The organism is Micromonospora sp. NPDC000121 (genome assembly GCF_042899165.1).
GTDB lineage: Bacteria > Actinomycetota > Actinomycetes > Mycobacteriales > Micromonosporaceae > Micromonospora.
The window spans coordinates 280,852-307,782 of record NZ_JBIAZP010000008.1 but is presented as its reverse complement, the minus strand read 5'-3'; the positions used below and the strand labels follow the sequence as shown (position 1 = coordinate 307,782).

Genomic DNA, 26,931 nt, shown 5'->3' with positions numbered 1-26,931 from the left:
GCAGCGGGCTGGTCTGCCTGCCACGTCCATCGCGTGGGGGCTGTGGGAACACGCCACCGGCATGACCAGCCACCTCCAACAACGCGACCGCGCCCTGGCCACGGAGCACGCCCTGGCCCTGCTCGACGCCGCGATAGGCGGGCAGCACCCCGCCGTCGTCGCCGCCGACCTCGATCCTGCCGCGCACGCCACGCCCCTGCTCCAGGAACTCCGGCGCGGCCGGGCCATCCCCCGTCCGCGCAGGGCGGCCGTGACGGGCGACGGGCAGACGCTGACCGACCAGCTCGCCGGCCTCGACGCCGGCGAACGCCGACGGAACCTGCTGCGGATCGTCTGCTCCGACGTCGCCGCGGTCCTCGGTCACCGCGGCGCCGAGGACGTCGACGCGGACGCGCCGTTCGCGGCGCTCGGCTTCGACTCACTCACCGCCGTCGAACTGCGCAACCGGCTCGGTGCCCGGACCGGTCGGATCTTCCCGGCCACGCTGACGTTCGACCATCCGACACCGGCCGCGCTCGCCGAGCACCTCGACGGGGAACTCGGTGCCGGTCCCACCGCACCCGCGCCCGGCGCCGGTGGCGGCGTCGACGATTCGCTGAGCGCCCTGGTACTGCAGGCCTACCGCGCCGGGGACGCCGAGCGGGCCGACGCCCTGGTCCGGGGCATGGCCTCGTTCCGGCCCTCGTTCCGGACCGCCGCCGAGGTCACCGACCGGCCGCGGCTCGTGCGGCTGGCCGCACCCGGCGGTCCGGGACCGCACGTCGTCTGCGTGCCGTCGTTCGCCTGGAAACCGTCGGTGTACCAGTACGCCGGCCTCGCCGCCGCGCTACGGTCCGCCGCGTCCGTGTCGGTGCTGACCCTGCCCGGCTTCCGGCCCGGCGAGCCGCTACCGGCCGACCTCGACGCCCTCGTCGACCTGCACCGCGCCGTGCTGGAGGCCGAGGCGCCGACCGGGTCGATCGTGTTCGCCGGGCACTCCACCGGTGGGCAGCTCGCCGCGGCGCTGGCGCACCGGTGGGAGAAAGCCAGCCTCGTCATGCTCGACACCTGCTGGTGGCCTGAGCGCGCCGGCGAGGAGTACGCGGCCTGGTCGGCCGCCATCACCCGGCACCTGCTCGATCGCGCCGGCACCCAGGACCGGCTCGGCGAGGAGTGGGGAGACGCGTGGGTCACCGCCCGCGCCCGGTACGCGGAGTTCGACCTCAGACCGGCTCCGATCTCCGCTCCCACCCTGCTCGTACACGCCCAGGAACCGGTCGGAGCGGCTGTGCCGACGGAGACCGAGCGGGCCAGCTGGCCGCATCCGCACGAGGCGGTGACGGTTCCCGGCAACCACTTCACGATGCTCGAACGCGTCCACGTCGCCACCACGGCCGCGGCCGTCGACGCCTGGTTGCGGCAGGGCTGAGCGATGGCCGGCCGCCACACGGAAGAGCCCCGCCGGGGTGCGGCGGGGCTCTTCCGGGATCGCCGGTCAGGTCAGCGCGGCGGTGAACCGGTCGTTGACCTCGCGACTGATGTAGAAGACGCCCTTCTCCAACTGGTCCGGCGTCCAGGTGACGCACGGCCGGTCGGGATAGGCCACGTATCCGCCGCTGAAGACCTCGTTGCGGTTGCCGGACGGGTCGAAGAAGTAGATGGTCTGCCCCCGGGTGATGCCGTGCCTGGTGGGCCCGACGTCGACCGGTACGTCGTCCATCGCCATCAGGTCGCCGGCCCGCAGGATGTCGCTCCAGCTGCTCAGCTCGAACGCGAAGTGGTGGAGCTTCGCGTTCGGCCCCTTCAGGATCGCGATGTCGTGCACCGTGTTGCCCACGGTCAGCCAGGTGGCGATGCAGTCGGCGTCCGCGTCCAGCGACGTCGCCAGGCGCTCGCTGGGGTAGAAGTCCAGGACCTCCCGGAAGAACCGCTCCATCAGGTTGACGTCCTCGGCGGTGATGAGCGCGTGGTCCAACCGCGGCGCGCCGATGCCCACCAGATGACGGGGGAAGACCTCCGGGTTGTGGGTACCGACCTCGGTGCCCAGCACCGTCATGTCGTGGTAGAGCTCCACGACGTGCTCCGACGGCAGCACGATCCGGATGCCGTCGCTCACCTCGCGGTTCTCCCCGGCCGACATGCGCGACACGGCGCAGCCGAAGCGGGTCGCGCGGTCCTCGAAGCGCTCGATGTCCGCCGGGTCGGCGACCTTGAAGCCGAACTTGGCGACGCCGACGCCGCCCTCCTCGAGGACGACCGAGTGGTGGTCCCACTCGTCCCAGCCCTTGAAGTAGGCCGTGCCCTCCTCGACGAGGACGGGATAGAGACCCATCGTGTCGCCGTAGTGCTGCTTGGCCTTCTCCAGGTCGGTCACGCGGGCGTGGACATAACCCATTCTCAGTACACCCATGCTCTGGCTCCAATCGTGCGGGGCGGGTCAGTCCGTCAGGCGGGTCCTGGCGTACGTGGAAGGAAGGGGTTGGTGCGGCGGAGCCGGTCCTGGCGCAGCTCGACGACGACATCGCCGCACGGCACGGCGCGGCAGGTGAGGCAGGTTCCGGCCGCGCGTTCCTCGGCGGCGAGCACGGACTCGGCGACCACGTCGTCGTACCGGACGCTGCCGGCGCGCAGATCCACCTTGCACATGCCGCAGCCGCCGCGCCGGCAGCCGACGGTGTGGGTGTACCCGGCCCGGGAGAACGCGGCCAGGATGGTCTCACCGTTGGCCACCGGCACGGTCAGCCCGGTCGGCAGGACGACGACGGTGACGGTCATCCCGGCGTGCCGAACCGGGGGAACAGCCGTACGGCGTTGCCGTGTGAAATGGAGGTGCGCTGCTCGTCGCTGATGTCGGAATACTTGTCGAACTCGTCACTAAAATGCGTAACCGAGGGCAGGGGCGCGTATGGCCAGTCGCTGCCGTAAACGATGTGTGTCGGATCGGCGAAGGCCAGAAGTGACGGAAGTGAGACCGGACTGGTCGACAGTGCCGTGTCGAAGTAGAACTTCCGGAGATCCGCCAGATACGTATCCGGGGTCAATTCCATGTCGCGTCGGACGTGGGCCATCCGGTGCGCCGCGTAGGGCACGAATCCGCCACCGTGCGAGAGGATGATGCGCATCCGGGTCCAGCGCCGCATCGCGCCGTGCCGGATCAGATTGTGCACCGCCCGGCTGGTGTCGAGCAGAAAGTCGAGGAGAAACGGCGGCGCGCCGTCGAGGCCCGGCCCGGGCAGGTGGGACGGGTGGATCAGCACCACGGCGCCGCGCCGGTCGAGCTCGTCCATCACCGGGTCGAAGGCCGGGTCTCCGAGGTACGCACCGCGCACGTTGGCGAGCAGGACCACCCCGTCGGCGCCCAGCACGTCGAAGGAGTGTGCGATCTCCGCCAGGGCTCCGTCGACGTCCGGCAGGGTCAGCGTGGCGAAGAAGCCGAACCGGTCCGGTCGGTCTTTTGCCTGCTCAGCGGCGTACTCGTTGACGTATCGGGCCTTGTCGCGGGCCTCGGCGTCGTCACCGAGGTGCACCCCCGGCGTGGAGACCGACATGACGCAGCTGCGTATGCCGTGATCGTCCATCATGGCGAGGGCGCCGTCGGCCGACCAGGCCGGCAGTGGCATCCCCCCGGCCGTCAGGCCCCTGTCGACGAGCCAGCGGGAGTACCCCGGCGGCACGATGTGCTGATGGACGTCGATGCGGTATGTGCCGGTCACGTCGGTTCCTTTCGCGGCCACGACAAAGTCCCGAATGGTGTACGGGTAATGGACGCGCGATATCGGCGAAAGTGCCCGGTGCGCGGCGGTGAATGCGCGTTCATCCGCTGTTGATTCGAGATCGCGCCCGGTCGGGACCATCTTGTCGCGGACCCGCGTCACGGTCGATATTCCCCGTGTGTTGGCGAGCCGGAAATCGGCCGCTGTGGCCCAGACGCTAGCAGCGGCCGGCGAGATCATCAATCAATGTGATTTCGATCACACCGCATGTTGACCACGGATTCCGGCCGGTGTACTGTCCATTCGCACAGGCCAATGGATCTATCAGGCAGTCGCTGTCACGCCTGCGGGTTCGATCTTTCCCCGGAAGCGTGTCCTTCTGCTCCGCACTCGCTCAGGTCCGGGCGCATACGCGGTGCCGCAATGAGTTCGTGAATGCCGCGGGTCGCGAAGACCCGCAGGTCAGACCGGCGGCTTTCCTACGCGTCACCTGGCACAGCCTCCGTCATCCAGCGTCTCTCTGCGGGGAAGGGACCCGAACGTGCAACGTGAAGCCAGCGGTACGACCGCCGAACCGATCGCCATCGTGGGGATGGCGTGCCGGTTCCCCGGTGGTGTGAACTCACCCGCAGAGTTCTGGCAGTTGTTGACCGAGGGCCGCGGCACCGCCGGTGAGCTGCCCGACGGGCGCTGGGACGACTACCTGCGGTCGGATCCGGCCAACGCGGCCGCGCTGCGGGCGGTGAACCGCCACGGGTCGTTCCTGCCCGATGTCGCCGGGTTCGACGCCGCCTTCTTCGGGGTCTCGCCCCGAGAGGCCGAGCTGATGGATCCGCAACAGCGGATGACCCTCGAGGTCAGCTGGGAGGCCCTCGAACACGCGGGTATCCCGCCTCGCGCCCTCGCCCACCACGACGCCGGCGTCTTCGTCGGGGTCGGCGCCGACGACTACGGTCGCCGGCTGCTCGAGGATCTGCCCGGCATCGAGGCGCGTACGGGAATCGGCGGCGCCTACTGCGCGGTGGCCAATCGGGTCTCCTACACCCTCGACCTGCGTGGGCCGAGCCTCGCTGTGGACACCGCGTGCTCCTCCTCGCTGGTCGCCATCCACCTGGCCTGCCAGAGCCTGTGGATGGACGAGACACCCGTCGCCCTCGCGGGCGGTGTCATGCTGATGGCCGGCCCGGGCCTGACGATGGTCCTCGACGCGGCCGGCGCCACCTCGCGGCGCGGGGTGAGCCGGTCGTTCGACGCCTCCGCCGACGGCTATGGCCGTGGCGAGGGCTGCGGGATGGTCGTGCTCAAGCGGCTCAGCGATGCGCGCCGCTCCGGCGACCGGGTGCTCGCCGTGATCCGCGGCGGTGGCATCCACCAGGACGGCCGCACGAACGGGATCATGGCCCCCAGCCAGGAGGCCCAGGAGCACCTGCTCCGCCGGGTGTACCGGTCGACCGGCATCCCGCCGGCCAGCGTCAGCTACGTCGAGGCGCACGGCACCGGCACCGAGATCGGCGACCCGATGGAGGCCGGTGCGCTCGGCGCCGCGCTCGGCTCGGGGTCCGGTCGGCGGACTCCGTTGCTGATCGGCTCCGTCAAGACCAACATCGGGCACCTGGAGGCCGGTGCCGGGGTGGCCGGCGTCATCAAGACGGTCCTGGCGCTCCAGCACGGCCAGCTGCCCGCCACCCTGCACCTGACCGAACCCAACCCGAAGATCGATTGGACGGGCACCGGGCTGCGGGTGGTCGACCGCCTCCAGGACTGGCCGCGCGGCGACCAGCCCCGCCGTGCCGGCGTCTCCGGATACGGCTACGGCGGCACCATCGCCCACCTGATCCTCGAGGAGGCGCCGGCGTCCAAGTCGGCCGACGCCGTCGGCGGCGACACGGGCGCGCCCCGCGTCTATCCGATCTCCGCCGCGACCGGCACCGGGCTGGCCCGAGCCGCCGGCCGGCTGGCCGCCTGGCTCGACGGTGACGGCGCGGCCACACCGCTCGGCGCGGTCGGGCACACCCTCGCGGTACGCCGCAGCCACCTCAGCCACCGCGCCGCGGTCGTCGCGGCGGACCGGCCCGCGCTGGTCGCCGGGCTCACCGCGCTCGCCGAAGGGCGCCCGGACGCGCCGGTCAGCGGCGTCACCCACGAGCCGTCCGACAGCGCTGCCGTCTGGGTCTTCTCCGGCCACGGTTCACAGTGGATCGGAATGGGCCGCGAACTGCTCCAGGCGGAGCCCGCGTTCGGCAAGGTGCTCGACGACCTCGACCCGATCTTCACCGCCGAGATCGGATTCTCGCCCACCGAGGTGATGGCCAGCGGCGAATACGGTGGCGTCGACATGATCCAGCCACTGATCTACGCGATGCAGGTGGGCCTCGCCGCGGTCTGGCAGGCCAACGGCGTGCGCCCCGCGGCGGTGATCGGCCACTCCGTCGGCGAGATCGCCGCCGCCGTCGTCTCCGGGGTGCTCAGCCCGCTCGACGGCGCGCGGCTGGTCTGCCGCCGGTCGGTCCTGCTCCGCCAGACCGCCGGCGCCGGTGCGATGGCGATGGTCGCCCTGGGCTTCGACGAGGTCGCCGAGCGACTTGCCGGACGCACCGATGTGGTGCCCGCGATCGCCTCCTCCGGCAGCTCCACCGTCGTCTCCGGCGAGCCCGAAGCGGTCCGCGCCCTCGTGGCGGAGTGGGGGGCCGAGGTCGCGGTGCGTACCGTCGACTCGGATGTGGCGTTCCACAGCCCGCAGATGGACCCGCTGCTGGCCGGGCTGCGCGCCGCTGCCGACGGCCTCGTGATCCGGCCGCCGGCGTTGCCGCTGTACACCACCGCGCTCACCGATCCCCGCGACGGCGTGGCCCGCGACGGCGCGTACTGGGCGGCGAACCTGCGCAACCCGGTGCTGCTGCACACGGCCGTCCTCGCGGCCGTCGCCGACGGCCACCGCACGTTCCTGGAGGTCTCGCCGCACCCGGTGGTGACGCACTCGATCCGCGAGTCGCTCGACGCCGCCGGGATCGACGGCACGGTCCTCGTCACGCTGCGGCGCAACCGGCCCGAGCAACTGACGTTCCTGGAGAGCCTGGCCGCGGCGCACTGCGCCGGGGTACCGGTCGGCTGGGAGGACATCTACCCCGGCGACGACCTCGCCGAACTGCCGCCGCGCGCCTGGGAACACCGTTCCTACTGGGCGACCAACACCCCGCGGCTGACCGCCCTCGGCGACCGGCACGACCCGGCGAGCCACACCCTGCTCGGCGGGCGGACCGTGGTCAACGGCGTCACTCCGGTGCAGCTGTGGCACACCTACCTCGACCCGGCCAGCCGCCCCTACGATGCTGACCATCCGGTGCAGGGCGTCGAGATCGTGCCGGCGGCGGTGCTGCTGAGCACGTTCCTGGCGGCGGGGTCGGCCGATGCGCTCACCGAGGTCGCGTTGCGCACCCCGGTGACGGCCGACGCGCTGCGGGAGATCCAGGTGGTGCGCCAGGGTGACGTGGTCAATCTCGCCTCCCGCCTGGTCGATCCGGAGGCTGGGGACGGCCCGCGAGACGAGGCGTGGCTGGTGCACACGACGGCACGGACCGGCCCTGCCGGTGCGCCGCCGCCGCCGGGCCCGGACGGCCCGAGCACCCCGCTGGATCCCGGTTTCGTCGTCGAGCGCCTCGCCGAGCTCGACGTTCGCGGCATGGGATTCCCCTGGCAGGTCACCGGTCTGGCGCGGACCGCCGACGGCGGGCTGCGTGCCGAGGTCGACGCGCCCGGCAGCGGCATCGGGGCCGGGCGCTGGGCCTGTGTCCTGGACGCCGCGCTGTCCATCGCGTCCGTGGTCTTTCCCGGCGAACCGGTGCTGCGGATGCCCGCGGCGATCCGCGGCCTCACCGTCACCGGTGATCCGCCCGCGCGGGTGATCGTGCACGCGCGGCCCGCCACCGGCCCGTCGGGTGCGGACACCGCCGAGGTTGCCGTCACCGCGTCGGACGGCACGCTCGCCGTCGTCCTCACCGGGCTGCGGTACGGCGTGCTCGACGGTGATCCGCGGGCCGAGGCCAGCCCCGGGCGGCTCGCCTTCGACCTGGCGTGGCGGCCGGTCCCGCTGCCCGCGTCCCCGCCCTCGTCCCACCTCGTGGTCCTCGGTGATCCGTCGCTCGCCAGGCTGCTGGAGGTGCCGCTCGCGACGCACACTCCGCGGCAGCCCGGCACCGTGCTGGTGGCCCCGCCTCCCGGCACCGCAGCCGCCGACGCGTCGGCTCAGGTCCTTCGCGCGGTACGGGCAATGGCCGCGCTGCCGCCCGGTGACCGGCGGGTCTGGGTCGTCACCCGGGGCGTGCGCGCGGGTTCGGCCGCGTCCCTGGGGCTGTCCGCGCTGTGGGGACTCGGCCGGATCCTCGCCACCGAGTACCCGGACGTCGTGGGTGGCATCGTGGACCTGCCGGAGGAGTTGACGGCCGCGACGGCGCCGGCCCTGCGCGCGGCCCTCGGCGCACCCCCCGGTCCGGACCTGCTGTCGGTCGAGGACGGCGCCGTCCACGCCGCCCGGCTCACCCCGCTCGACGGTCCGCCGGTGCGGCCCATGTTCGAATGCCGGTCCGACGCGACGTACCTCATCACCGGCGGCCTCGGCGTCCTGGGTCTCGAAGTCGCACGGTGGCTGGTCAACCGGGGCGCACGGCGGCTCGTGCTGGCCGGCCGCACGGCGCTGCCGCCCCGCGAGCGCTGGGACGACGCCGATCCGCAGCAGCGGGCGCGCATCGGCGCGGTCCGATCGCTGGAGGCCGCCGGCGTCACCGTACGCACGATCGCCCTCGACGTCGCCGACACCGACGCGCTGCGGCAGGCGCTGCGACCGGACGTCCTCGGCCTGCCCCCCGTCCGCGGCGTCGTGCACGCCGCTGGGGTGGTCGAGAACCAGCTGGCCGACCAGGTCGACGACGCCGCGCTGGCCCGTGCGCTGCGGCCCAAGGCCGACGGCGCGCTCGCCCTGCACACCGTGTTCCCGCCCGGAACGCTGGACTTCCTCGTGCTGTTCTCCTCCGCCGGCCACCTGCTGGGCCTGCCCGGCCAGGCCGCGTACGCCGCGGCCAACGCGTTCCTCGACGGGCTCGCCCGGCACCGGCGGGCCGCCGGGGACGCCGCGGTGACGAGCTATGCCTGGACGTCGTGGCGTGGCCTCGGCATGTCGACCTCGTCGGTGCTCATCGACGGTGAGCTCGCCGCGCGCGGCACCGCCGACATCACGCTGCGGGAGGCATTCCGGGTCTGGGAGCACGCCCACCGGCGCGACAGCGGGTTCGTGGCTGTGCTGCGGCCGATTCCGGTGCCCGTCGGCGGCCGGCGACCACCGCTGCTGGCGGACCTGACGGCTGAGGCGCCCTCGTCGTCGGCCCTCGATTCGCAGGCGCCGGCATGGGTGGACCTCGACGGCACCGAACTGGCCGAGCACATGGTCCAGGCGGTCCGCTCCGTCGTCGCCGGTGAGATGAAGGCGGCCGAGACCGACGTCGACCCGCACCGGCCACTGCTGGAGATGGGCCTGGACTCCATCATGGCCGTCTCCATCCGGCGCCGGCTAGAGCAGGGACTGCGGCTCAGCCTGCCCAGCACGCTGCTGTGGCGCCACCCGACCGTCACCGCCGTCGCCGGCCACCTCGCCGACCTCGCGGTGGCCGGGCGCCCGACCACCGAACCGACGTCCTGACCGAGGAGCCGCTGCCGTGACCACTGACGCACCCAGCACACGACCGTTCACCGGAGCCGAATACCTGGAGAGCCTCCGCGACGGCCGCGAGATCTACCTGTACGGGGAGCGCATCGACGACGTGACGAGGCACCCCGCATTCGCCAACCCGGCCCGGATGACCGCGCGGCTGTACGACGCGCTGCACGACCCGGCCCGCCGCGACGTGGTCACCGCGCCGACCGACAGCGGCACCGGGTTCACCCACCCGTTCTTCCGGACCCCCCGCAGCGTCGACGAGGTGGTCGCCGACCGGGCCGCCATCGCCGAATGGGCGAGGCTCTCCTACGGGTGGATGGGCCGCAGCCCCGACTACAAGGCCGCCTTCCTGGGCACGCTGGGCGCCAACGCGGATTTCTACGCGCCGTACGAGGACAATGCCCGCCGGTGGTATCGCGAGTCCCAGGAGAAGGTCCTCTACTGGAACCACGCGATCGTGCAACCCCCGGTCGACCGTCACCTGGCCGCGGACGCCGCGAAGGACGTCTTCGTGCACGTCGAGAAGGAGACCGACAACGGCCTGGTGGTCAGCGGTGCCAAGGTGGTCGCCACGGGCTCGGCGCTGACCCACTTCAACTTCATCTCCCACTACGGCCTGCCGATCAAGAAGCGTGAGTTCGCGCTCGTGGCGACCGTGCCGATGGGCGCGCCCGGGCTCAAGCTGATCTGCCGTCCGTCGTACTCGGCCACCGCCTCGGTGATGGGCAGCCCGTTCGACTACCCGCTGTCCAGCCGACTGGACGAGAACGACACGATCTTCGTCCTGGACAAGGTCCTGATTCCCTGGGAGAACGTGTTCCTCTACGGCGATCCGGAGCAGGTCAGCACGTTCGTGCCGCGCTCGGGCTTCCTGGAGCGGCTGACGTTCCAGGGTTGCATCCGGCTCGCCGTGAAGATCGACTTCATCGCGGGCCTGCTGCTGAAGGCACTCGACATGACCGGCACAGGCGGATACCGGGGCGTGCAGACCCGGGTCGGCGAGGTCCTCGCCTGGCGCAACATGTTCTGGGCGCTGAGCGACGCCGCGGCCCGCAACCCGCAGGAGTGGAAGGACGGCGCCCTGCTGCCCCGGCTCGACTACGGCCTGGCGTACCGGTGGTTCATGACCGTCGGATACCCGCGGATCCGGGAGATCATCGAGCAGGACGTGGCCAGCGGCCTCATCTACATCAACTCCAGCGCGGAGGACTTCGAGAACCCGGAGATCCGGCCGTACCTCGACCGCTTCCTGCGCGGTTCCGCCGGGCAGACGGCCGTCGACCGGGTGAAGCTGATGAAGCTGCTGTGGGACGCCGTCGGCACCGAGTTCGGCAGCCGCCACGAGCTCTACGAGCGCAACTTCGCGGGCAACCACGAGAACGTGCGCGCCGAGATCGTGGCCGTGCAGGAGATGACCGGGCAGCTCGACGGCTACCGGGGCTTCGCCGAGCAGTGCCTGGCCGAGTACGACCTCTCCGGCTGGACCGCGCCGGACCTGGAGTCCTACGACGACCTGCGGGCGCTGCGCAAAGAGCTGTGGAAGCGGGGCTGACGTGGCGACCCCGTACTTCGGGCACGTGATCGAGGGGATGGAGACCCCGCCGGACGACGGTCCGCGGGCGCCGTCCGTCGACCCGTTCACCCGCCGGCCGTGGGCGGTCGCCCCGGCCGGCGACCACGCCGTCGCCGCGCGGGCGGTCGCCGCGGCCCGCACCGCCTTCGACTCCGGGCCGTGGCCAGGCATGGGCTTCACCCGGCGCGGGGTCCTGCTGCATCGCCTCGCCGACCTGGTCGAAGAGCACATTGAGGAGTTGGCGCTCGCCGACACGCGGGACATGGGCAAGCCGATCAGCGACAGCCGCGGCAAGGACGTGCCCCGCGCCGCGCAGAACCTGAGGTTCTTCGCCGACCACGCCCGGCTCGGCGCGGCGGAGACCTACCCCATGGACAGCGGTCACCACGCCTACAGCCGCTACGAACCGGCCGGCGTGGTGGTCGCGGTGAGTCCGTGGAACTACCCGCTGATGCTCGCCACCTGGAAGATCGCGCCGGCCCTCGCCTGGGGCAACACCGTGGTCCTCAAACCGTCGGAGGAGACACCGGCGTCGGCAACCATCCTGGCGCGGCTCGCGATCGAAGCCGGCCTGCCGCCGGGTGTACTCAATGTGGTGCACGGTGCGGGCGACGCCGTCGGCGAGCCGCTCGTCACCGACCCACGGGTGGACCGGGTCACCTTCACCGGCGGCACGGCAACCGGCCGGGCGATCGCCACCGCGGCCGCCGCCAACCTGACACCCGTCAGCCTGGAACTCGGCGGCAAGGGCGCCAGCGTGGTCTTCGCCGACGCCGACCTCGACCAGGCTGTCGCCTGGTCGATCAAGGCGATCTTCACCAACGCCGGCCAGATCTGCCTGGCCGGCAGCCGCCTGCTTGTCCAACGCGACATCTACGACGCGTTCCTGTCCCGGTTCGTAGCGGCGGCCGAGGCGCTGCCGGGAGGTGACCCGTCCGACCCGACGACCCGCTTCGGCCCGCTCGCCTCGGCCAGACACCACCGAGCCGTCCTACAGCACGTACGCCGGGCAGAGGAGGCCGGTGCCCGGGTGGTGACCGGCGGCGCGGGCGAGGGCTGGATCGTACGGCCCACGGTGCTCACCGGCGTCGGCACGGGCACCGCCGCGTGGCGTGAGGAGATCTTCGGCCCCGTGGTGACCGTGACACCGTTCACCGACGAGAAGGACGCGGTGCGCCTCGCCAACGACACCCGGTACGGCCTGAACGCCATGCTGTTCACCAGCGACCTGTCGCGGGCGCACCGGGTCGCCGGCCGCCTGCGCGCCGGCACCGTCTGGGTCAACTGTTTCTTCGTCCGAGACCTGCGCGCGCCGTTCGGCGGAGCCGCGGAGTCCGGGGTCGGCCGCGAAGGCGGCACGTTCAGCCGTGATTTCTTCACCGAGCCCAAGGCCGTCGTGATCCAGGTCGACGAAGGAGACCGCCCGTGAGCCACGCCGAGGAAGGTATCCGCTACCTCACCGCCGCCGACGTCGCCGGGCTCGTCAGCCGGATCGACGTGCCGGCCGTCATCCGCCAGACCCTGCTGGCCTACGCCAAGGGTGCCGCGGGGCTGTCTGCCGAGGCCGCCCTGCGCTGGACGACCGGCTCCGGGCACGCCGCCCGCAGTCTCATCCTGCCGGGGTGGGCCGACGGGGCGTACGGCTGCAAAATCATCAACGCCTCACTGGGAAACGTGGAGCGGGGCCTGCCCCGGGCGGCCGGTCTGGTCGTGCTCGACGACCCGGAGACCGCACGGCCCGTCTGCATCATGGAGGGCGCCCGGATCAGCGCCCTGCGCACCGCGGCCACCTCGGTCGTCGCCGTCACCGCCGTCCGTGAACCGGCCGGCGTGACGCGGCTGGCGTTCCTGGGCTGCGGCCGGCAGAGCGAGACGCACCTCGAACTGCTCGCACCGCTCACCCCGGCCCTGCGTGACGTGCGCGTGTTCGACCTCGACGCGGGCCGCGCCGGGCACTTCGCCGCCCGATGCCGCGACCTGCTCGGCGCGGGCTCCCAGATCCGGGTGACATCGACGGCCCGTGAGGCGGTCGAGGGCGCGGCGCTGACGGTCGCGGCCACGACCACCACCGAGCCGTACGTGGACCTCGACTGGGTGCCGCCCGGCGGGACGTTCGTCAACGTCTCGCTCGACGACGCCACCGAGGGACTGCTGCTCGGCGCCGACCACCTCATCGTCGACGACTGGGAGTTGGTCCGCACCGACGACCATCGCCTGCTCGGCCGGTTGGCGGCCGCGGGCCGGGTGGTCGGGCCGGACGACCCCGCACCGGACGGATCGCGCCGGGTCGACGCCGAGATCCCGCGTCTGCTCGCGGGGGAGTACACGCGACCGGTCACCGCCACCGACCGCGTGGTCATCAACCCGTTCGGCATGGGTGTCAGCGACATCGGTCTCGCCGCCGCCGTTCTCGACCTCGCGCGCCGAACCGGTGACGGCACGCTCCTGCCATGCTGATGCCGCCCCCGTCACCGCCTCCGGGTGCCGAGGTGTCCCCGCTGGACACCCCGCAACTGCGTCCCGTGCTGGGCACCTTCGCCACCGGGGTCACCATCGTCACCGTCGGCGGTACCGACCCGCACGGGATGACCGCCAACTCCTTCACCTCCGTCTCGCTCGACCCGCCCCTCATCCTGATCTGCCTCGAGAAGGGCACCCGCACCCTCGACGGCGTCGTGGCGGCCGGGACCTTCGCGGTCTCGGTCCTGGCCGCCGACCAGGACGTGGTCGCGCGGACCTTCGCCCGTCGCATGCGCCCCAGCGGTCCGGCCGGCTTCGACGGGGTGCGGTGCGTCGATGGTCCGCACACCGGCGCGCCCCTGGTGTGCGACGCCGCCGCCTGGCTGGAGTGCGCCCTGTGGCGCACCTACGACGGTGGTGATCACACCATCGTGGTGGGCCGTCTGTTGTCCGTGCGCCGCGTCCACGACCGTCCCCCGCTGCTGTTCTACGGCGGACAGTTCCACCGTGGGCCCGTCGCGGCGGCGTCAGCCTGAGCCGCTGCCGGCGTGGGCCCGGACCCCTCGCGAGCTCAGGGATGACTCCCGCGAACCCGCGCAGCGGTGCTCAGGTGCTCGTCCGGCGCACTCGGTGCCGGGTTGGCCGATCCGGGCAGCGGGGCACGATCTGTGATCCCCGGCGTTCCTGCGGTCTGAACCGGCGGACGAGCGGGCGCTGCCCCGCCGGAATCTCCTGGTCGATGCCCTTCGGGGCAGGTCAGGTGGAAGACTGGGGCTGTCGCCGAGGGAGGCCCCTGTATGTCCGCCGATCGTCACCTTGCCGTCGCCGGTCCGCGCGAGCTCCGTGAGGGCCCGGTGTCCGGGACCGAGCCGGGCCCCGGCCGCGTGACGGTCGACATCACGTACACGGGGATCTGCGGCACCGACGTCCACGGGTACACCGATGGGCACATGCTGCCGCCGGCGGTCTTCGGACACGAGTGGACCGGTTCGATCTCGGCGGTGGGCGACGGCGTGGACGGGCTGCGGGTCGGCCAGCGGGTGGTGGGCGCGGTGGGGCCGGCGTGCGGCCGTTGTCGCCAGTGCGTCGCCGGGCATGCCCGCCACTGCGACACGGTGTTCGCCGAGGCCAACGGGGTCGACGCCGACGCGCCCGCGTACGGTGCCTTCGCCACCCGGGTGCAGGTCTCGGCACGGCGGGTGATCCCGGTGCCGGAGAGCCTCTCGGATGTGGAGGCGGCGCTCGTCGAGCCGGCTACGGTCACCTTCCACGCCGTGCGGCGGGTGGCAGCGGAGTACGGTACGACCACCGTGGTCCAGGGTGCCGGCCCGATCGGGCTGCTCACCGCCCAACACGCGCGCAACGCCGGAGCGGGTCCCTTGATCATCTCCGAGCCCTCCGCGGCGCGCCGTGCGCTGGCCGGCAAGCTGGGCTTCGCCCACGTGGTCGAGCCCGCCGAACTCCGGGCCGCGCTCGACGAGCTCACCGGAGGGCTGGGCGCCGACGTCGTGTACGAGTGCAGCGGCGTTCCGACGCTGTTCCAACCGTCGGCGGAGCTGGTGCGTCGGGGCGGGACGCTCGCGTTGCTCGGCTATCCGCTGGAGAACTCGAGCGTCAGCTACGGCGACTGGCAGAGCCGCGAGCTGACCGTGATCGGGTCCCTGGCCTACCAGCACGACGACTTCGTGGGCGCCATGCACGCGATCGCCGCGGGTCGGATCGACGTGGCGTCACTGCACACGGGCACCTTCGGCCTGTCGTCGCTGAAGGACGTCCTCGAGGAACTCGATTCGGGCCGGAGCGAGCACACCAAGGTGCTGATCGACCCGAGGCGGACGGACGAGACCTGACGGCAACGGGCTCCCTCAGGAGATGGTGGCGGGCGTCCCCGGGGCCCTCGGGGCGGGATCGGCGTACGCGGCCGCGACCGTGGCCCGGTCGAAGACCCGCCAGGTCGCCGCGATCACCGCCAGGGCGACCACGAGCCCCACCCAGTAGGGCGCCGTCAGCCCGAACCGGGTGGCGACCACCCCGCCGAGCAACGCGCCGAGGCAGTTGCCGCCGGCGGCGATGAACAGCGTCGTGCTGCCCACCCGGCCCTGCAGGGCGGACGGGGTCAACCGCTGGCGCAGCGAGTTGGCCACCATGTTCCACAACGCGCCGTGCACCCCGAACGCGAACAGCGCCACCCCGACGACCGCCGCGCTGCGGGACGCGGCCAGCGCCAGGTGCAGCCCCGCCTCGATCAGCAGGCCGATCCGGATGGTCCACGTGGCGGTGACCGCGGCGACGAGACGGTCCCCGATGACCGAGCCGAGCAGCCCACCGACCGCGAGGCAGGTGAAGAGGGCGCCGTAGCCGACCGAACCGAGGCCCAGCCGTTGCGAGGCGAGCAGCACCAGCACCGCGAGGGCCGCGGTGAGGGTGAGGTTGAGCAGCCCGATCAGCAGGGTCATGGTGCGCAGCAGCCGCTGGGAGAGCAACCAGCGGAACCCCTCGGCGACCTCCGCGCGGACCGAGCGGCGTCCGCCCGTCTCCGACGATGCGCGGTACGACCCGGTCATGAGGCCGACGAGCAGGGCGCTGAGTGCGTACGTGCCGGCGTTGACGCCGAACGGGATGGCGGCCGCCAGCACGAAGAGGAAGCCGCCGAGCGGCCCGGCGACCATGTTGTGCATGACTGTCGTGCCCGCGCCCAGCCAGCCGTTGGCCCGTTCCAGGCGCGACCGCGGCACCACCGCCGGCAGCACCGCCTGGGCGGCCGTGCGGAACACCACCTCACCGGCGTTCACCACGAACAGCACCGCGTACAGCAGCGTCACCCCGGCCCGACCGGTGACGATCGCGGCGGCCAGCACCGCCAGCGCGGCGAACCGTACCCAGTCGAGGGCGATCATCAGCCGACGCCGGTCGACCCGGTCGGCGAGCACCCCGCCGGGCAGCGAGAACAGCAACCACGGCAGCCACGCCACCGCGGCGCCCGCCGACACGACCAACGGGTCGTCGGTCTGCGACGCCACGTACAGCGGGGCCGCCACCGTGGCCATCCCGCTGCCCAGCGCCGACGTCGTGGTGGCCGCCAGAAGCCTGGCGAAGCGCCCGCCGAGCCGTTCGCCCCTGATCGCCGTCACGGCGAGCGAACCTACCAGCGGCGGCGGTTCTCTCCGACCGGATTACGGGACCGGATCCTGCGCGGCAGCGGCTGGCCGTCGGGACGTCGGCGGCCGGCCACCGCGCGCAGGTGTTCGCGGCGCACGCGTACCCCCGTCATCCGCCGAAGCGACGCCACGCGTCATCGGCCACCGCGTTGACGCTGCGGCCCGCCGCGGCCAGGTCCGCCGCAGTGAACTGTTCCGGCCCACCCGCACGCCGGCGAACCGCTCGTCGCGCGAGATCGGCGTACGCGGGGAACAGCGTCGCGAGGTACTCGCCGGCGGCCGCCTTCGCGATGACGTCCTGGTGGGCGAGCGTGTAGTGCAGTCGTGCGGGGCCGAGCACGAACCAGGTGACGGTGTCGGCGTCCATGACCTGATCGGGTGGCACGTCGGCCACCGCGGCCGGGATCGTCGCCGCCGTCGCCTGCCAGTATTCCCGCAGGTTGTCGAGGTTGTACCGGCGCAGTTGCTCCTGGTCGACCCGGATCCCCAGGTCCGCGACGGCCGGTCCACGCACCGGGACGCCGTACCGCTGCAACGTCAACCACAGCACCGGAGTGAGTTCGCCGCACGGCCGGTCGGTGGTGAACTGGCCGTCCACCACGAACGGCACGATCCGGTTGTCGATCGGCCAGACCTGCGCCAACGCCGGCTCGAGATAGACCCCGTCCAGACGAGGTGACCCCGGCATCTCTGCGTGGATTCTCGCGAGCCGGGTCAGGTCGTCACCGGTGGCCGGCCGCGACGTCAGGATCACCGTGTCCACGTCACTGGCGTCCGGCTGCCAGGCGCCGAGCGCCGCGGAGCCGACGACGTAGAGGCCCCGCACATAGCCCGGCAGGTCATGATCGACCTTCGCGAGGTAGACCCGCATCAGATCCTGGATCATGCCGGCGACCGTAGCAGTGCCGCACGGCCTCGGCGTACGCCCGTTGCGGCCGCAGGTACGCCGACGGCACCGGTCCGGTCCCGGCTGCACGGATCGGACCGGCCGGGCCGAGGCCCGGCCGGTCCGACGCGTTCGGGCCGTCCTACCGGGTGACGGTCGCCTCCAGGTGGTACGGGTTCGTGTGGTGCGGGCTGGTGCGGCGCGCCTCGACGACGAACTCCCACACGCCCGGAGTGGGGTTGGTGTAGGTGCGGGCGAACGGTGCGCAGCCGTAGCCGTCCAGGTAGTTCGAGTAGCAGTAGATCGTGCCGCTGGTCTTCTCCTTGCTCAGCCCGTCCGGGCCGTACGCCCACCAGCGGGTCTGGCTGCCGTCGGCCACCCCGGAGAGGTTGACGGTCAGGCTGGTGGCGCCGGCCGGGACCGCGACGCTGTAGGTGACCGTGTCGTTGCGGTCCACCGTGCCGGCCGCGGACCAGGTGGCGCCCGGTGCCAGCGGGGCGGCGGCCGCGACGGCCAGCATCGCGGACTGCTCGACGGCCCGGGTCGCCGGGTTGTCGATGGCCAGCACGGCGCTGTGGATGCCCTGGGTGACCGGGGCGGCGGTCACCTTGACGACGGTCGGGACGTTCTTCGCCAGGGTGACCTTGCGGGGCGCGGTGAAGGTGCCGTCGTTGCCCTGGATGTCCAGGACGTAGTCCTGCGGGCCCTCCTGACCGGCGGTGCGGGTCAGGGTGACGTCGTAGGCGCGGGACTCGCCGACGGCCTGGCCGCCGCTGCCCGGCGCGCAGCTGTTGTACAGGCCGCTGCCGGTGTTCGGCGTGGTCAGCCGGCCGGAGAGCACGGTGCAGACCGGCGCGGAGACGGTGACGCCGTCGGTGTCGGCGACGCCCTTGGACAGGTACTGCCAGGCGTGCGGCACGTCGAACTCGCCGCGGCCCTGGGCGATGGCCGGCTCGTCCTTGTTGAAGTCGGCGGTGGAGAAGATGGCCGCACGCAGCTCGGCCGGGGTCGCGTTGACGCCGTTCTGCCGGGCGGCGGAGAGCAGCAGCGCGGCGGCGCCGGCGGCCTGCGGAGAGGCCATCGAGGTGCCCTGCAACATCGAGTACCCGGCCGGCAGCCGGTAGCCCGTCTCGGCGACGGCGCTGCTGGGGATCCAGTTCGGGGTCGGGGCGATGGCCGCGCCGGGCGCGGTGATGTCCGGCTTGAAGCCGCCGTCCTCACGCGGCCCGCGTGAGGAGAAGGGGAAGACGGCCCTGACCTGGTGCACGAACGAGCCGTAGTTGACCCACCAGGTCTGCTTGGAGACCGAGGCGCCCACGCTGACCACCCGGTTGGCGGAGGACGGGTCGCCGACACTGTTGGTGCCGGCGCCGGAGTTGCCGGCGGAGGAGAAGATCTGCACGCCGGTGGTGTCGATCAGGCGGTCGTACAGCAGCGCCATGGCGCTCTGCCCGTCGTTGAGGGCGGGGCTGGAGCCGATGGACAGGTTGATGACGTCCACGCCGTAGTTCGTGGCCAGGTCCACCATGCCGTCGGTGAGGGCGGCGGAGGAGCAACCGTTGCTGGTGCAGGCCCGCATCGAGACCAGCTTGGCGCCGGGCGCCTGGCCGTTCATGCGCCCGCCGAACATCCCGTTGGCGGCGGTGATGCCGGCCACGTGGGTGCCGTGCGCCTCGTCGAGGGTGTTGAGGTTCACGCCGATGATCGCCGAGTTGAGGCGCCGCGGCTCGACGGTGAAGGGCTGGCGCTCGTTCACGTCGGTCGCGGGGTTGTCCTGGCCGAGGTAGCCGATCTGCTGGTTGACGCGGTACGGCCGGTACAGCTCTTCGTCGCCGAAGACGTGGTCCAGGTTGGTGTCGACCCAGACCGCGTTGTCGGATTCGCGGTAGGCGACGCCGAGGTAGCCCGTCAGGGTGGGATCGGCGTAGCCGGCGATGGCGAGGTTCTTGGCCTGTAGGTACAGGTCGTCGCCGCCGCCGTCGGGCATCGTCCAGGTGATGTCGTACTTGACGGCCGTCGGCCCGGTGACCTTGTTGCCGGCGGTGTACAGCAGCCAGGTGCGGTCGAAGAGCAGGTCGATCAAGTTGAGCGGGTTGCTGCCGACGGCCGTGTCCACCAGCTTGCGCTCGCCCGTCGTGGTGGTGGCCAGCGCCGGGTGGGTCGGGTCGATGCCGGTGTCCATGACGCCGATGGTCACGCCCCGGCCGTCATAGGTGGGGTGTTCCGTCTTGAACGCCACCGAGCCGGTCTCGCGGGTCGGCATGTACGGGTTGTCGTCGGGCGTCGCCGCTGACGGCGCCGCCGGCAGGTCTTCGGCGTCGCCGGCGGCACCGGCGGTGCCCGCGTCCGCCCGGGTCTCGTCCAACCTGAGGAGTTCGTCGGCGTCCACCCGGAGCACGTCGTCGAGGGCGACGACCTGGTCCACGGCGGCGAACGGCACGTTGGCCTTGACGTAGCCGATCTCCGGCTCGGTCCGGGTGACCTCGGCGCCGAGCTCGGTGAGCCGCCGGGCGGTCCCGTCGGTGCTGCCGGGCTTCACCGCGATCATCAGGGTGACGAAGTCGGGGACCCGCTGCTCCGCCCCGGCGGGGAGGCTGCGGGCCCGGTGCTGGGCGGCGTACCTGGCGATCAGAGCCCGGTCGTGGCCGCCCAGCTTGTCGGCGGCGCCGCCGGGCGCTGCCTGGCTGCCCGCGTGGGCAGGGACGGAGGGCAGGGACAGTCCGCTCACGACGAGCGCGGCGGCGAGTGTCGCGACGGCGCGACGGGCTCGGCGCGAGGTGCGCATGGCAGGGGAAGTCATCGGCATCCTTCAGGGAAAGAGATGAGCTGATGTCCTGACACCCTGCCACCGCCGACGACTGATGATCAGTGTTCTGACCTGGCAATTCTCTGCCATGGCACAAATGCGACATCGGTTGTCGCGGATGTTGCGGCCGATCGTCGCCCGCCACCGGCCGGCTGCGGTCCCGCGCCGACTCCTAGATCCACTTTCGGCGGGCTGCCTGCCACCCCAGCTGGATCCTGCTCTGCACTCCGGCCAGGTAGAGGAGCCGCTGCACTCTGCGTTGGACGGTGCGCATGCTCACCTGCAGCTGTGCGGCGATCGTCTGATCCGTGTAGCCGGCGAGGAGAAGAGCCAACAGACGGCGGTCCTCGGCTGCCAGCGGACCGTCGGGAAGCGAGGACAGCGCGACCGGCACCGGCAGCGCCGATTCCCAAACCCGGTCGACGACCCAGGCCAGACAGTCCACCACCGGGCGGGCGCGCACCACCAGAAGAACCGGCTCCTCGGACCCCAGCTCGGACGGCACGAGCACCGCCTGGCGCCGGTCGAAGACCACCAGCTTGAACGGGACGGCGGCCACCCGCATCTCCTCGCCGAGCGAGGCCCACTCCTCCAGCAGCAGCGGGATCTCCGAGCTGTCCGGGTTGAGCAACTCGCGGTCGTACACCACGCGGTAGCGGACCCCGGCCCGCAACGCGTCCCGCTCGCCGACGTTGTTGGCGGCCGGTACGGCGACGGCGGGTCGTTTGACCAGCGCGCAGATGTCCTGCCCGGCCTCGCGCTGCAACATTGCGTAGCGCTCGGCGATGGCGCGGGCGCCCCGAATCACCTCGACGGAGTCGCCACCCCGCCCTGCCGAGCCGTAGGCCTGGAACCGCTCGGTCAGTTCGGCGATGGCGGCCTGCGCCTTGCGCAGTTCCTCCGTCCGCCGCAGCGCCAGCAGCTTGAGGGCGGGATCCGGTGGCGCGGCCCGGATGACGCCTGCCGGACCGGTCGGGAGCTCCACGAGCCCCTTGTCCTCCAGTCCCGCCAGCGCCCGACGGACCTCCGAGTGGGACAGCCCCGTCCGCTCGGCCAGCTCCTCCGCGTCGACCGCCGACGTGACGGCCAGCGCGAGATACAGCTGCTCCTCGGCGGGTTCGACGCCGACGCCCTCCAGCATTCTGGCCCCTCCACCCGGCAGTCCTGATCATCAACGAGCTGTGGTGGGCAGCAGTGTAGTCAGGGCCGGGTGTCTGCCAAGACCATCGACGAGGCTCATGTCCGCTGGTCAAGCTTCCGGCGGACGCCTTCCCCCGGCCGTGCCGCCGTCGGCGGGTCGCCGGGGTCGGAGGAGGTGGCCTCGGCGGCCAGGACGGCGGCCGCTCAGAACAGCGTCGACGGTCCGACCGGCGTCGGCTCGGGCAGCGGCTCGACCTCGGGCAGGCGCGCCCGGACCTCGTCGTGGAACCTGCGGGCGAGGTCGGGCGCGTCGGCGTTGTCCGGGGTGTGCACGAACATGGTCGGGGAGCGGCCCTCGCGCAGCCAGCCGGTCATGACGTCGAGCCACGGTTGCCAGCCTTCCACCGTCCGGGCGGGGTCGTCCCGGCCCAGGTACCGCACGATCGGCCGGTCGGTCAGCGCGCGGGCGCGCAGCGGCGTACGGGGCTTCTTCGTCCACGCGTCCCGTTCCGCGTCGCTGGTCGGCGGGGTGCGGAAGAAGGCGGTGGTGTCGAAGGGGATCCACTCCGCGCCGACCGTGGTGAGCGTGTCCTCCAACGTCCGCGCCGCCAGCGGGTCGTCGAAGAACGCGGGGTGACGGACCTCCACGGCGTACCGGTGGGCGCTGGGCAGCCCCCGCAGGAAGCGGGCGAGCGCCGGTACGTCGGCGGGGCCGAACGAGCCGGGCAACTGGACCCAGAGGGCGTGGGCCCGCGGACCGAGGGGTTCGATCGCGTTCAGGAAGGCCCGGAGTTCCTCGTCGGCGCCGGTGAGCCGGCGTTCGTGCGTGACTGTCCTGGGCAGCTTCAGCACGAACCGGAAGTCGGGGTCGGTCTGCCGCGCCCACGACACCACCGTCTCCCGTGCCGGTGTCGCGTAGAAGGTGGTGTTCCCCTCCACGGCGGTGCACCAGCCGGCGTAGGCGCGCAGCCGCTCGTGGGCCGGCAGGGGGTGCGCCAGGAAGCGTCCCTGCCAGGACTTGTGCGTCCACATCGCGCACCCCACGTGCAGGCGCATCCGATCCTCCCACCGCTCGACGGCCCCGCGCGGGCAGGCCCGCGCCCGCGTACGGTATCCGGCCGGGCGACCCGGATCGGCGTACCCCCGCCGGCTCGGCCTTCGGCTCGGGCCCGAGGTCGGGCCGTCCGCCTCTCGCGCGTTCCCGGACCGCCGTCGGCTGCCCCGGGGACATCGGGCATGGGGTCGGCCGTCAGTGGCCGAGGAGGCGCACGCCGACGTAGGCGGTGCCGGCCACCAGGACCCAGCTCGCCAGCCCCAGGGTCAGGGTGCGGCCGCCGGCGCGCCGGAGGGTCGGCAGGTGGATGCCGGTGCCGAGCCCGAACAGCGCGGCGACGAGGAGCACGTGCTGCACGTGACGCGCGGCCTCCGCCAGCGGGTCCGGGACCAGCGGGGTGCTGGCGAGGGCGACCGCGACCAGGAACCCGACGACGAACAGCGGCACCGCGGGCGGCCGGCGACCCGACCCGCCCGGTGCCCCTCCCGCGGCGCGGCGCGCGGTGACGGCCACCGCGGCCACGAGGGGCGCGAGGAGCGCGACCCGCGCCAGCTTCACCGTGACGGCGGTGGTGAGCGCACCGGGCACCTGGTTGGCCGTGGCGACCGTCTGCCCGATGTCGTGGACGCTGGCGCCGACCCATTCGCCGAACGCGACCGGGTCCAGGGCCAGCGGGCCGCGCAGCAGCGGCAGCACGGCGATCGCGAGGGTGCCGCACAGTGTGACCAGCGCCACCGCGGCGGGGACGTCGTCGTCCTCGGTGTCCGTCACCTTCTCCATCGCCGCGATGGCGGAGGCGCCGCAGATGGCGAAGCCGGTGGCGACCAGCAGTGAGCGGGCGCGGGACACGCCGAGCAGCCGTCCGAGCAGCCGGGTGCCGGCGAAGGTGACCGCGACGGTGCCCACCACCACGGCGAGGCCGGGGACGCCGATCTGCGCCAGGTGGCCGAGGCTCAGTTGCAGGCCGAGGAGCACCACCGCGAGCTGCAGCAGGTGCCGGGAGGCCACCCGGGTGCCGGCACGCAACACCGGGCGGTGTGCGCCGAGGTTGACCACGACCATCCCCAGCGCCACGGCGACCGTCGACGCGGGCACGGCCGGCAGGACGCGTGCCACGGCGAACGCCACCGCGGTGGCCGCGGCGACCAGAAGCAGCCCGGGGGCGGCGCGCGGCATTCGGCGCGGTGCCGACCCGGGTGGATGCGCTCGTTCGCTCCCGCGCCGGCGGCCGGCGCCGCGTGCCGTCAGGGTGGGTCTGCCCAGGTCCTCGTCGACCACCGTGCCTCCCGGAAAGTGAGATCTCCTTGACAGTGCAGCAGCGGGGGCCGGGCCGGTAGGTGGCTCAGGGTGATGGGCCCATCAGGCCGCCTGATGGGTCGGCGTAGTGTCTGGGCGTGGAGTTGTCGCGGGTGCCGGATCTGGACGCGCTCGAGCTGTTGCTGCTGGTGGATGCCACCGGAAGCCTCGGCCGGGCGGCGCGGGCCCGGGGGCTCGGGCAGCCGGCCGTCACGGCCCGGGTCCGCACCATGGAGCGACTCGTCGGTTTCCCCCTGGTCGAGCGGGGGCCTCGTGGCTCCAGGCTCACGCCCGAGGGGCGCCTGGTGGCGGACTGGGCCCGCGACGTGCTGCAGGCGGCGGCGACGCTCGACGCCGGCATCCGCTCGTTGCGCGCGGAGCGGGACGTACGGCTGCGGGTCGCGGCGAGCCTCACCGTGGCGGAGCACCTGTTGCCGACGTGGCTCGTCCGGCTCGCCGCGCAGCGGCCGCAGACCGCGGTCAGCCTGCACGCGATGAACTCCACCGACGTCGCGCGGGCGGTCGGCGACGGCACGGCGGACCTCGGCTTCGTGGAAGGGCCGCGGGTGCCCACCGGGCTGGACTCGCGCATCGTCGCCCGCGACGAACTCACCGTCGTGACGCATCCGCGCCACCCGTGGGCGCGGCGGCGCCGGCCGGTCGACGCCGCCGAGCTCGCCGTGACCCGCCTGGTGCAGCGGGAGCCCACCTCCGGCACCCGGCACGCCCTCGAATCGGCCCTGCGCGACCACGCGCCGCTCGCTCCGCCGCTGCTGGAGCTGTCCACGACCAGCGCGATGCGCGCGGCGGTCGCCGCCGGCGCCGGCCCCGCCGTCCTGAGCAACCTGGCCATCGACGACGAGGTGGCCGCCGGACGTCTCGTCCGGGTCCCGGTGACCGGCGTGGACCTCAGCCGGCCGCTCCGCGCGGTCTGGCCGGCCGGTCAGCGACCCACCGGACCGGCCCGGGACCTTCTCGCCATCGCGGCTCGACACGGTCGAGGGCCCGGCTGATCCGGCGGGGCACGTCGTTGACGAGGGTGCCTCGGCGGGCCCCCGTGCGACGGATGGGCCTGGGTCGCGTCCCCGGTGACCCGGGCCCTCCGCATCAGGCGATGTCGTGCCGGTCCCCGTTCATCAGACCCGGCCCTTCAGGGCCGGGAGGATGTCAAGACCTTTCGGACCGGGGTGAGCGTGGCCCGGTGGACCGTCCCCGTCGCGGGCGTGCCCGCGGCGGTGGGGCCGGGTCCTGTCCCGACGGGCTCGGCCGTTCGACGCGGGTGGGGTTGCCGCGGACGAGTTCGTCGTGGATGCGCCAGCGGGCGGTGGTGGCGGCGCTCCGCGCGGCCTCGTCGCCGTGCTCGACGCGTTGCCGCAGCAGGTGGAGGGCGGTTCGGCGGTTGAGGCTGAACTGCCGCTCGGTGTCGACCACGACGACGAGGCCCGTGGGGCGGTGGGTCGCCCGTACCGCCGTGCTGGCCTTGTTCCGGTGCTGGCCGCCGGGTCCGCCGGTACGGCAGGCGACGATGTCGACGTCCGCCTCCGTGAACGTCGTGGTCGGGGTCTCGACCTGGCACGGGCGGGCGGTGACGTACCAGTTCTTCCGGCCCGTGCTCGCCCGGTAGGGGCTGGGAGCCTGCCAGCACAGCGTGCCGGTCCACGACGCGGCGAACGCCTCGGTGCCGGCCCCGGAGATCCGGATCAGCGCCGACCGGTAGGTGTCGGGCCGGTCGCCGGGCACGGTCTGCACCCGGTGGGCCGTCAGACCGCGCCGGGCGGCGTCCGCCTCCAGGCGACGCAGCAGCCGGGCCAGCGCCCAGGCGCACTCCTGCGGGCCGCGCCCGGCGGAGAGGAGCAGGTGGACGCTCACGACCGGCCCCGCTTGCGGCGGGTGTCCCGGCGGTCCGGTCGCAAGGCGGACCCGACGTCGGGCGTCTTGTAGGTGACCAGGGGGACCGTGGTGGCCACGGGGGTGGCGAGGTCGTGGTCGACGAGGTCGCCGACGACCTGCTCGATGCGCTTGTAGGCCGTGGGCGCCTCCTCGAAGAGCAACTGGCGGTCGCCGCACACCACCAGCGACCCCACCGGGGTGCGGCGCAGTTCCTCGACGGTGTGCTTGGCCCGGCCCCGGCGCAGGGCGTCGGCGCGGGACATCTTGCGGCCCGCGCCGTGCGCCACCGAATGGTTGGCCTCCGGGCCGGCGTGGCCGGCGACGAGGTAGGAGGGGGTGCCTCGCGTACCGGCGATGAGCACGTCGCGGCCGTCGCCCGGCGCCGCGCCCTTGCGGTGCAGGTAGATCCCGTCGCGGACCTCGACCAGGTTGTGGCACTGGTCGACGACCGGCTCGGTGGGCTCGGCCCCGAGGGCGTGGGCGACGCGGGCGGCCAGCAGCCGCCGGTTGAGCGATCCCCAGCGTACGGCGTCGTCGTGCACCGCCAGGTAGGCGGCGGCGTCAGGGGCGGGCCCCGCGCCGTGCACCTCGGTGTGCGCGCGCAGGATCCGCTCGCCCAGCCCCCGGGAACCGCTGTGGACGATGAGCACGAGGTCGCCGGCGGCGAGCCCGAGCCGGCTCGCGTGGCCCGGCTCGAAGACGGTGTCGATCCGCGACAGCTCGACGAAGTGGTTGCCCCGGCCGACCGTGCCAAGTCCCTCGACGTGACCGGCGGGAACGTCACCCGCCACGACGGCCCAGGCCGGGTCGTCGGCGTCCCGCTCGGGGTCGAGCGCACGGTCGAGGTCGGGGAACCGGGCGGCGAGCCTCTCGGGTACGGGGCGCTTGAGCCTGATGGGGAACACGGCGATGCCGCAACCGATGTCGGAGCCCACCAGGAACGGGTACAGCACGGTCGACGTCATGGCGGCGCCGATCGGGGCGCCCTTGCCCGGGTGCAGGTCCGGCATGGCGGCGACGTGGATCATGCCGTCGAGGGCGGCCACCTGCTGGCACTGCGCCAGGGCGTCGGACTCGATCCAGCTCGTGGGGGAGGCGAACACGGTGACGGTGGCAGGGGTGGACTGCGGCAGGGAATCCCGCCGCGACTGGTGCGGAGACAAAGACGCTCGCTTCTCGCTGAAGGGGTACGGGCGGACGGCATGACGGCGCCGGTCGGCGCCGTGGGGCCGGGGAGCAACGTGTGCTGTCCGTCAGAACGTCATGGAC

At 72.9% G+C, this 26,931-nt stretch carries 19 protein-coding genes; 8 read left to right on the top strand and 11 right to left on the bottom strand.

From position 1 onward, the window contains the following. A partial coding sequence (locus ACFY23_RS23290; RefSeq protein WP_350819344.1) for an alpha/beta fold hydrolase occupies window positions 1–1,408 on the top strand: 1,408 nt, incomplete at its 5' end. A 66-nt stretch (window positions 1,409–1,474) separates the two neighbouring features. Here ACFY23_RS23290 and ACFY23_RS23285 read toward each other — a convergent pair. Genes ACFY23_RS23285 through ACFY23_RS23275 form a run of 3 tightly spaced genes read right to left on the bottom strand, consistent with a single transcriptional unit; the run spans window position 1,475 to window position 3,932 of the window. Continuing rightward, window positions 1,475–2,389, bottom strand: a complete 915-nt coding sequence (locus tag ACFY23_RS23285) for a catechol 2,3-dioxygenase (protein ID WP_350680004.1) — start codon at window positions 2,387–2,389, stop codon at window positions 1,475–1,477. A gap of 35 nt (window positions 2,390–2,424) precedes the next feature. Continuing rightward, a complete protein-coding gene (locus tag ACFY23_RS23280) occupies window positions 2,425–2,754 on the bottom strand; it encodes a 2Fe-2S iron-sulfur cluster-binding protein (protein ID WP_350680006.1) in 330 nt (109 codons plus the stop codon). Then, window positions 2,751–3,932, bottom strand: a complete 1,182-nt coding sequence (locus ACFY23_RS23275; RefSeq protein ID WP_350680008.1) for an amidohydrolase family protein — start codon at window positions 3,930–3,932, stop codon at window positions 2,751–2,753. Before ACFY23_RS23275 ends, ACFY23_RS23280 begins: the two co-directional genes overlap by 4 nt. A 301-nt stretch (window positions 3,933–4,233) precedes the next feature. On the opposite strand from ACFY23_RS23275, the gene ACFY23_RS23270 reads away from it, so the two are divergent. From ACFY23_RS23270 to ACFY23_RS23245, 6 genes are all read left to right on the top strand, one after another. After that, a complete protein-coding gene (locus ACFY23_RS23270; RefSeq protein WP_350680010.1) occupies window positions 4,234–9,381 on the top strand; it encodes a beta-ketoacyl synthase N-terminal-like domain-containing protein in 5,148 nt (1,715 codons plus the stop codon). Window positions 9,382–9,397: 16 nt separating this feature from the next. Next, entirely contained in the window at window positions 9,398–10,951 is a 1,554-nt protein-coding gene (locus ACFY23_RS23265) for a 4-hydroxyphenylacetate 3-hydroxylase N-terminal domain-containing protein (RefSeq protein WP_350680012.1), read from the top strand. Window position 10,952: 1 nt separating this feature from the next. Further along, window positions 10,953–12,401 carry an aldehyde dehydrogenase gene (locus ACFY23_RS23260; RefSeq protein WP_350680014.1) on the top strand — a complete coding sequence of 483 codons (1,449 nt, stop codon included), beginning with the start codon at window positions 10,953–10,955 and terminating at the stop codon, window positions 12,399–12,401. Further along, a complete protein-coding gene (locus ACFY23_RS23255) occupies window positions 12,398–13,429 on the top strand; it encodes an ornithine cyclodeaminase (RefSeq protein ID WP_350680016.1) in 1,032 nt (343 codons plus the stop codon). Before ACFY23_RS23260 ends, ACFY23_RS23255 begins: the two co-directional genes overlap by 4 nt. Beyond that, on the top strand, window positions 13,423–13,968 hold the full coding sequence (locus ACFY23_RS23250; protein ID WP_350680018.1) for a flavin reductase family protein: 546 nt from the start codon (window positions 13,423–13,425) through the stop codon (window positions 13,966–13,968). Before ACFY23_RS23255 ends, ACFY23_RS23250 begins: the two co-directional genes overlap by 7 nt. 261 nt (window positions 13,969–14,229) lie before the next feature. Continuing rightward, a complete protein-coding gene (locus tag ACFY23_RS23245; RefSeq protein WP_350680020.1) occupies window positions 14,230–15,282 on the top strand; it encodes a zinc-binding dehydrogenase in 1,053 nt (350 codons plus the stop codon). Window positions 15,283–15,297: 15 nt separating this feature from the next. Here the strand turns inward: ACFY23_RS23245 and ACFY23_RS23240 are convergent, their stop codons facing one another. From ACFY23_RS23240 to ACFY23_RS23215, 6 genes are all read right to left on the bottom strand, one after another. Beyond that, window positions 15,298–16,563 (bottom strand): MFS transporter, encoded by a 1,266-nt coding sequence (locus tag ACFY23_RS23240; RefSeq protein ID WP_350680022.1) that lies wholly within the window; start codon window positions 16,561–16,563, stop codon window positions 15,298–15,300. Between the two features lie 136 nt (window positions 16,564–16,699). Beyond that, a complete protein-coding gene (locus ACFY23_RS23235) occupies window positions 16,700–17,476 on the bottom strand; it encodes a nucleotidyltransferase domain-containing protein (protein ID WP_350680024.1) in 777 nt (258 codons plus the stop codon). 142 nt (window positions 17,477–17,618) lie between these two features. Next, window positions 17,619–20,276: a S8 family serine peptidase gene (locus ACFY23_RS23230; RefSeq protein WP_350680026.1), complete on the bottom strand. Its 2,658-nt coding sequence runs from the start codon at window positions 20,274–20,276 to the stop codon at window positions 17,619–17,621. 178 nt (window positions 20,277–20,454) lie between these two features. Beyond that, window positions 20,455–21,423, bottom strand: coding sequence for a helix-turn-helix domain-containing protein (locus ACFY23_RS23225; protein WP_350680028.1), 969 nt, complete (start codon window positions 21,421–21,423; stop codon window positions 20,455–20,457). A 203-nt stretch (window positions 21,424–21,626) separates the two neighbouring features. Continuing rightward, on the bottom strand, window positions 21,627–22,454 hold the full coding sequence (locus ACFY23_RS23220) for a DUF72 domain-containing protein (RefSeq protein WP_350680072.1): 828 nt from the start codon (window positions 22,452–22,454) through the stop codon (window positions 21,627–21,629). A 217-nt stretch (window positions 22,455–22,671) separates the two neighbouring features. Further along, window positions 22,672–23,652 carry a putative sulfate exporter family transporter gene (locus tag ACFY23_RS23215; RefSeq protein ID WP_350680030.1) on the bottom strand — a complete coding sequence of 327 codons (981 nt, stop codon included), beginning with the start codon at window positions 23,650–23,652 and terminating at the stop codon, window positions 22,672–22,674. A 218-nt stretch (window positions 23,653–23,870) separates the two neighbouring features. Here ACFY23_RS23215 and ACFY23_RS23210 point away from each other — a divergent pair, with 218 nt between their 5' ends. Next, complete coding sequence (locus tag ACFY23_RS23210) at window positions 23,871–24,785, top strand: LysR family transcriptional regulator (RefSeq protein WP_350680032.1); 915 nt, start codon at window positions 23,871–23,873, stop codon at window positions 24,783–24,785. Window positions 24,786–24,939: 154 nt separating this feature from the next. On the opposite strand, the gene prfH is transcribed toward ACFY23_RS23210, so the two are convergent. Together prfH and ACFY23_RS23200 are read right to left on the bottom strand one after the other, a co-directional pair. Continuing rightward, window positions 24,940–25,641, bottom strand: a complete 702-nt coding sequence (gene prfH / locus ACFY23_RS23205) for a peptide chain release factor H (RefSeq protein ID WP_350680034.1) — start codon at window positions 25,639–25,641, stop codon at window positions 24,940–24,942. Next, entirely contained in the window at window positions 25,638–26,825 is a 1,188-nt protein-coding gene (locus ACFY23_RS23200; protein WP_350680036.1) for an RNA ligase RtcB family protein, read from the bottom strand. The genes prfH and ACFY23_RS23200 overlap by 4 nt, the downstream gene beginning before the upstream one ends. Window positions 26,826–26,931 lie beyond the last annotated feature (106 nt).

Bases quoted from the DNA above. Each gene is read 5' to 3' on its own strand.
- ACFY23_RS23220 (WP_350680072.1), bottom strand. From the start codon at position 22,454: ATGTGGACGCACAAGTCCTGGCAGGGACGCTTCCTGGCGCACCCCCTG.
- ACFY23_RS23230 (WP_350680026.1), bottom strand. From the start codon at position 20,276: ATGACTTCCCCTGCCATGCGCACCTCGCGCCGAGCCCGTCGCGCCGTC.
- ACFY23_RS23280 (WP_350680006.1), bottom strand. From the start codon at position 2,754: ATGACCGTCACCGTCGTCGTCCTGCCGACCGGGCTGACCGTGCCGGTG.
- ACFY23_RS23250 (WP_350680018.1), top strand. From the start codon at position 13,423: ATGCTGATGCCGCCCCCGTCACCGCCTCCGGGTGCCGAGGTGTCCCCG.
- ACFY23_RS23275 (WP_350680008.1), bottom strand. From the start codon at position 3,932: ATGATCTCGCCGGCCGCTGCTAGCGTCTGGGCCACAGCGGCCGATTTC.
- ACFY23_RS23245 (WP_350680020.1), top strand. From the start codon at position 14,230: ATGTCCGCCGATCGTCACCTTGCCGTCGCCGGTCCGCGCGAGCTCCGT.
- ACFY23_RS23215 (WP_350680030.1), bottom strand. From the start codon at position 23,652: ATGCCGCGCGCCGCCCCCGGGCTGCTTCTGGTCGCCGCGGCCACCGCG.
- ACFY23_RS23285 (WP_350680004.1), bottom strand. From the start codon at position 2,389: ATGGGTGTACTGAGAATGGGTTATGTCCACGCCCGCGTGACCGACCTG.
- ACFY23_RS23225 (WP_350680028.1), bottom strand. From the start codon at position 21,423: ATGCTGGAGGGCGTCGGCGTCGAACCCGCCGAGGAGCAGCTGTATCTC.
- ACFY23_RS23235 (WP_350680024.1), bottom strand. From the start codon at position 17,476: ATGATCCAGGATCTGATGCGGGTCTACCTCGCGAAGGTCGATCATGAC.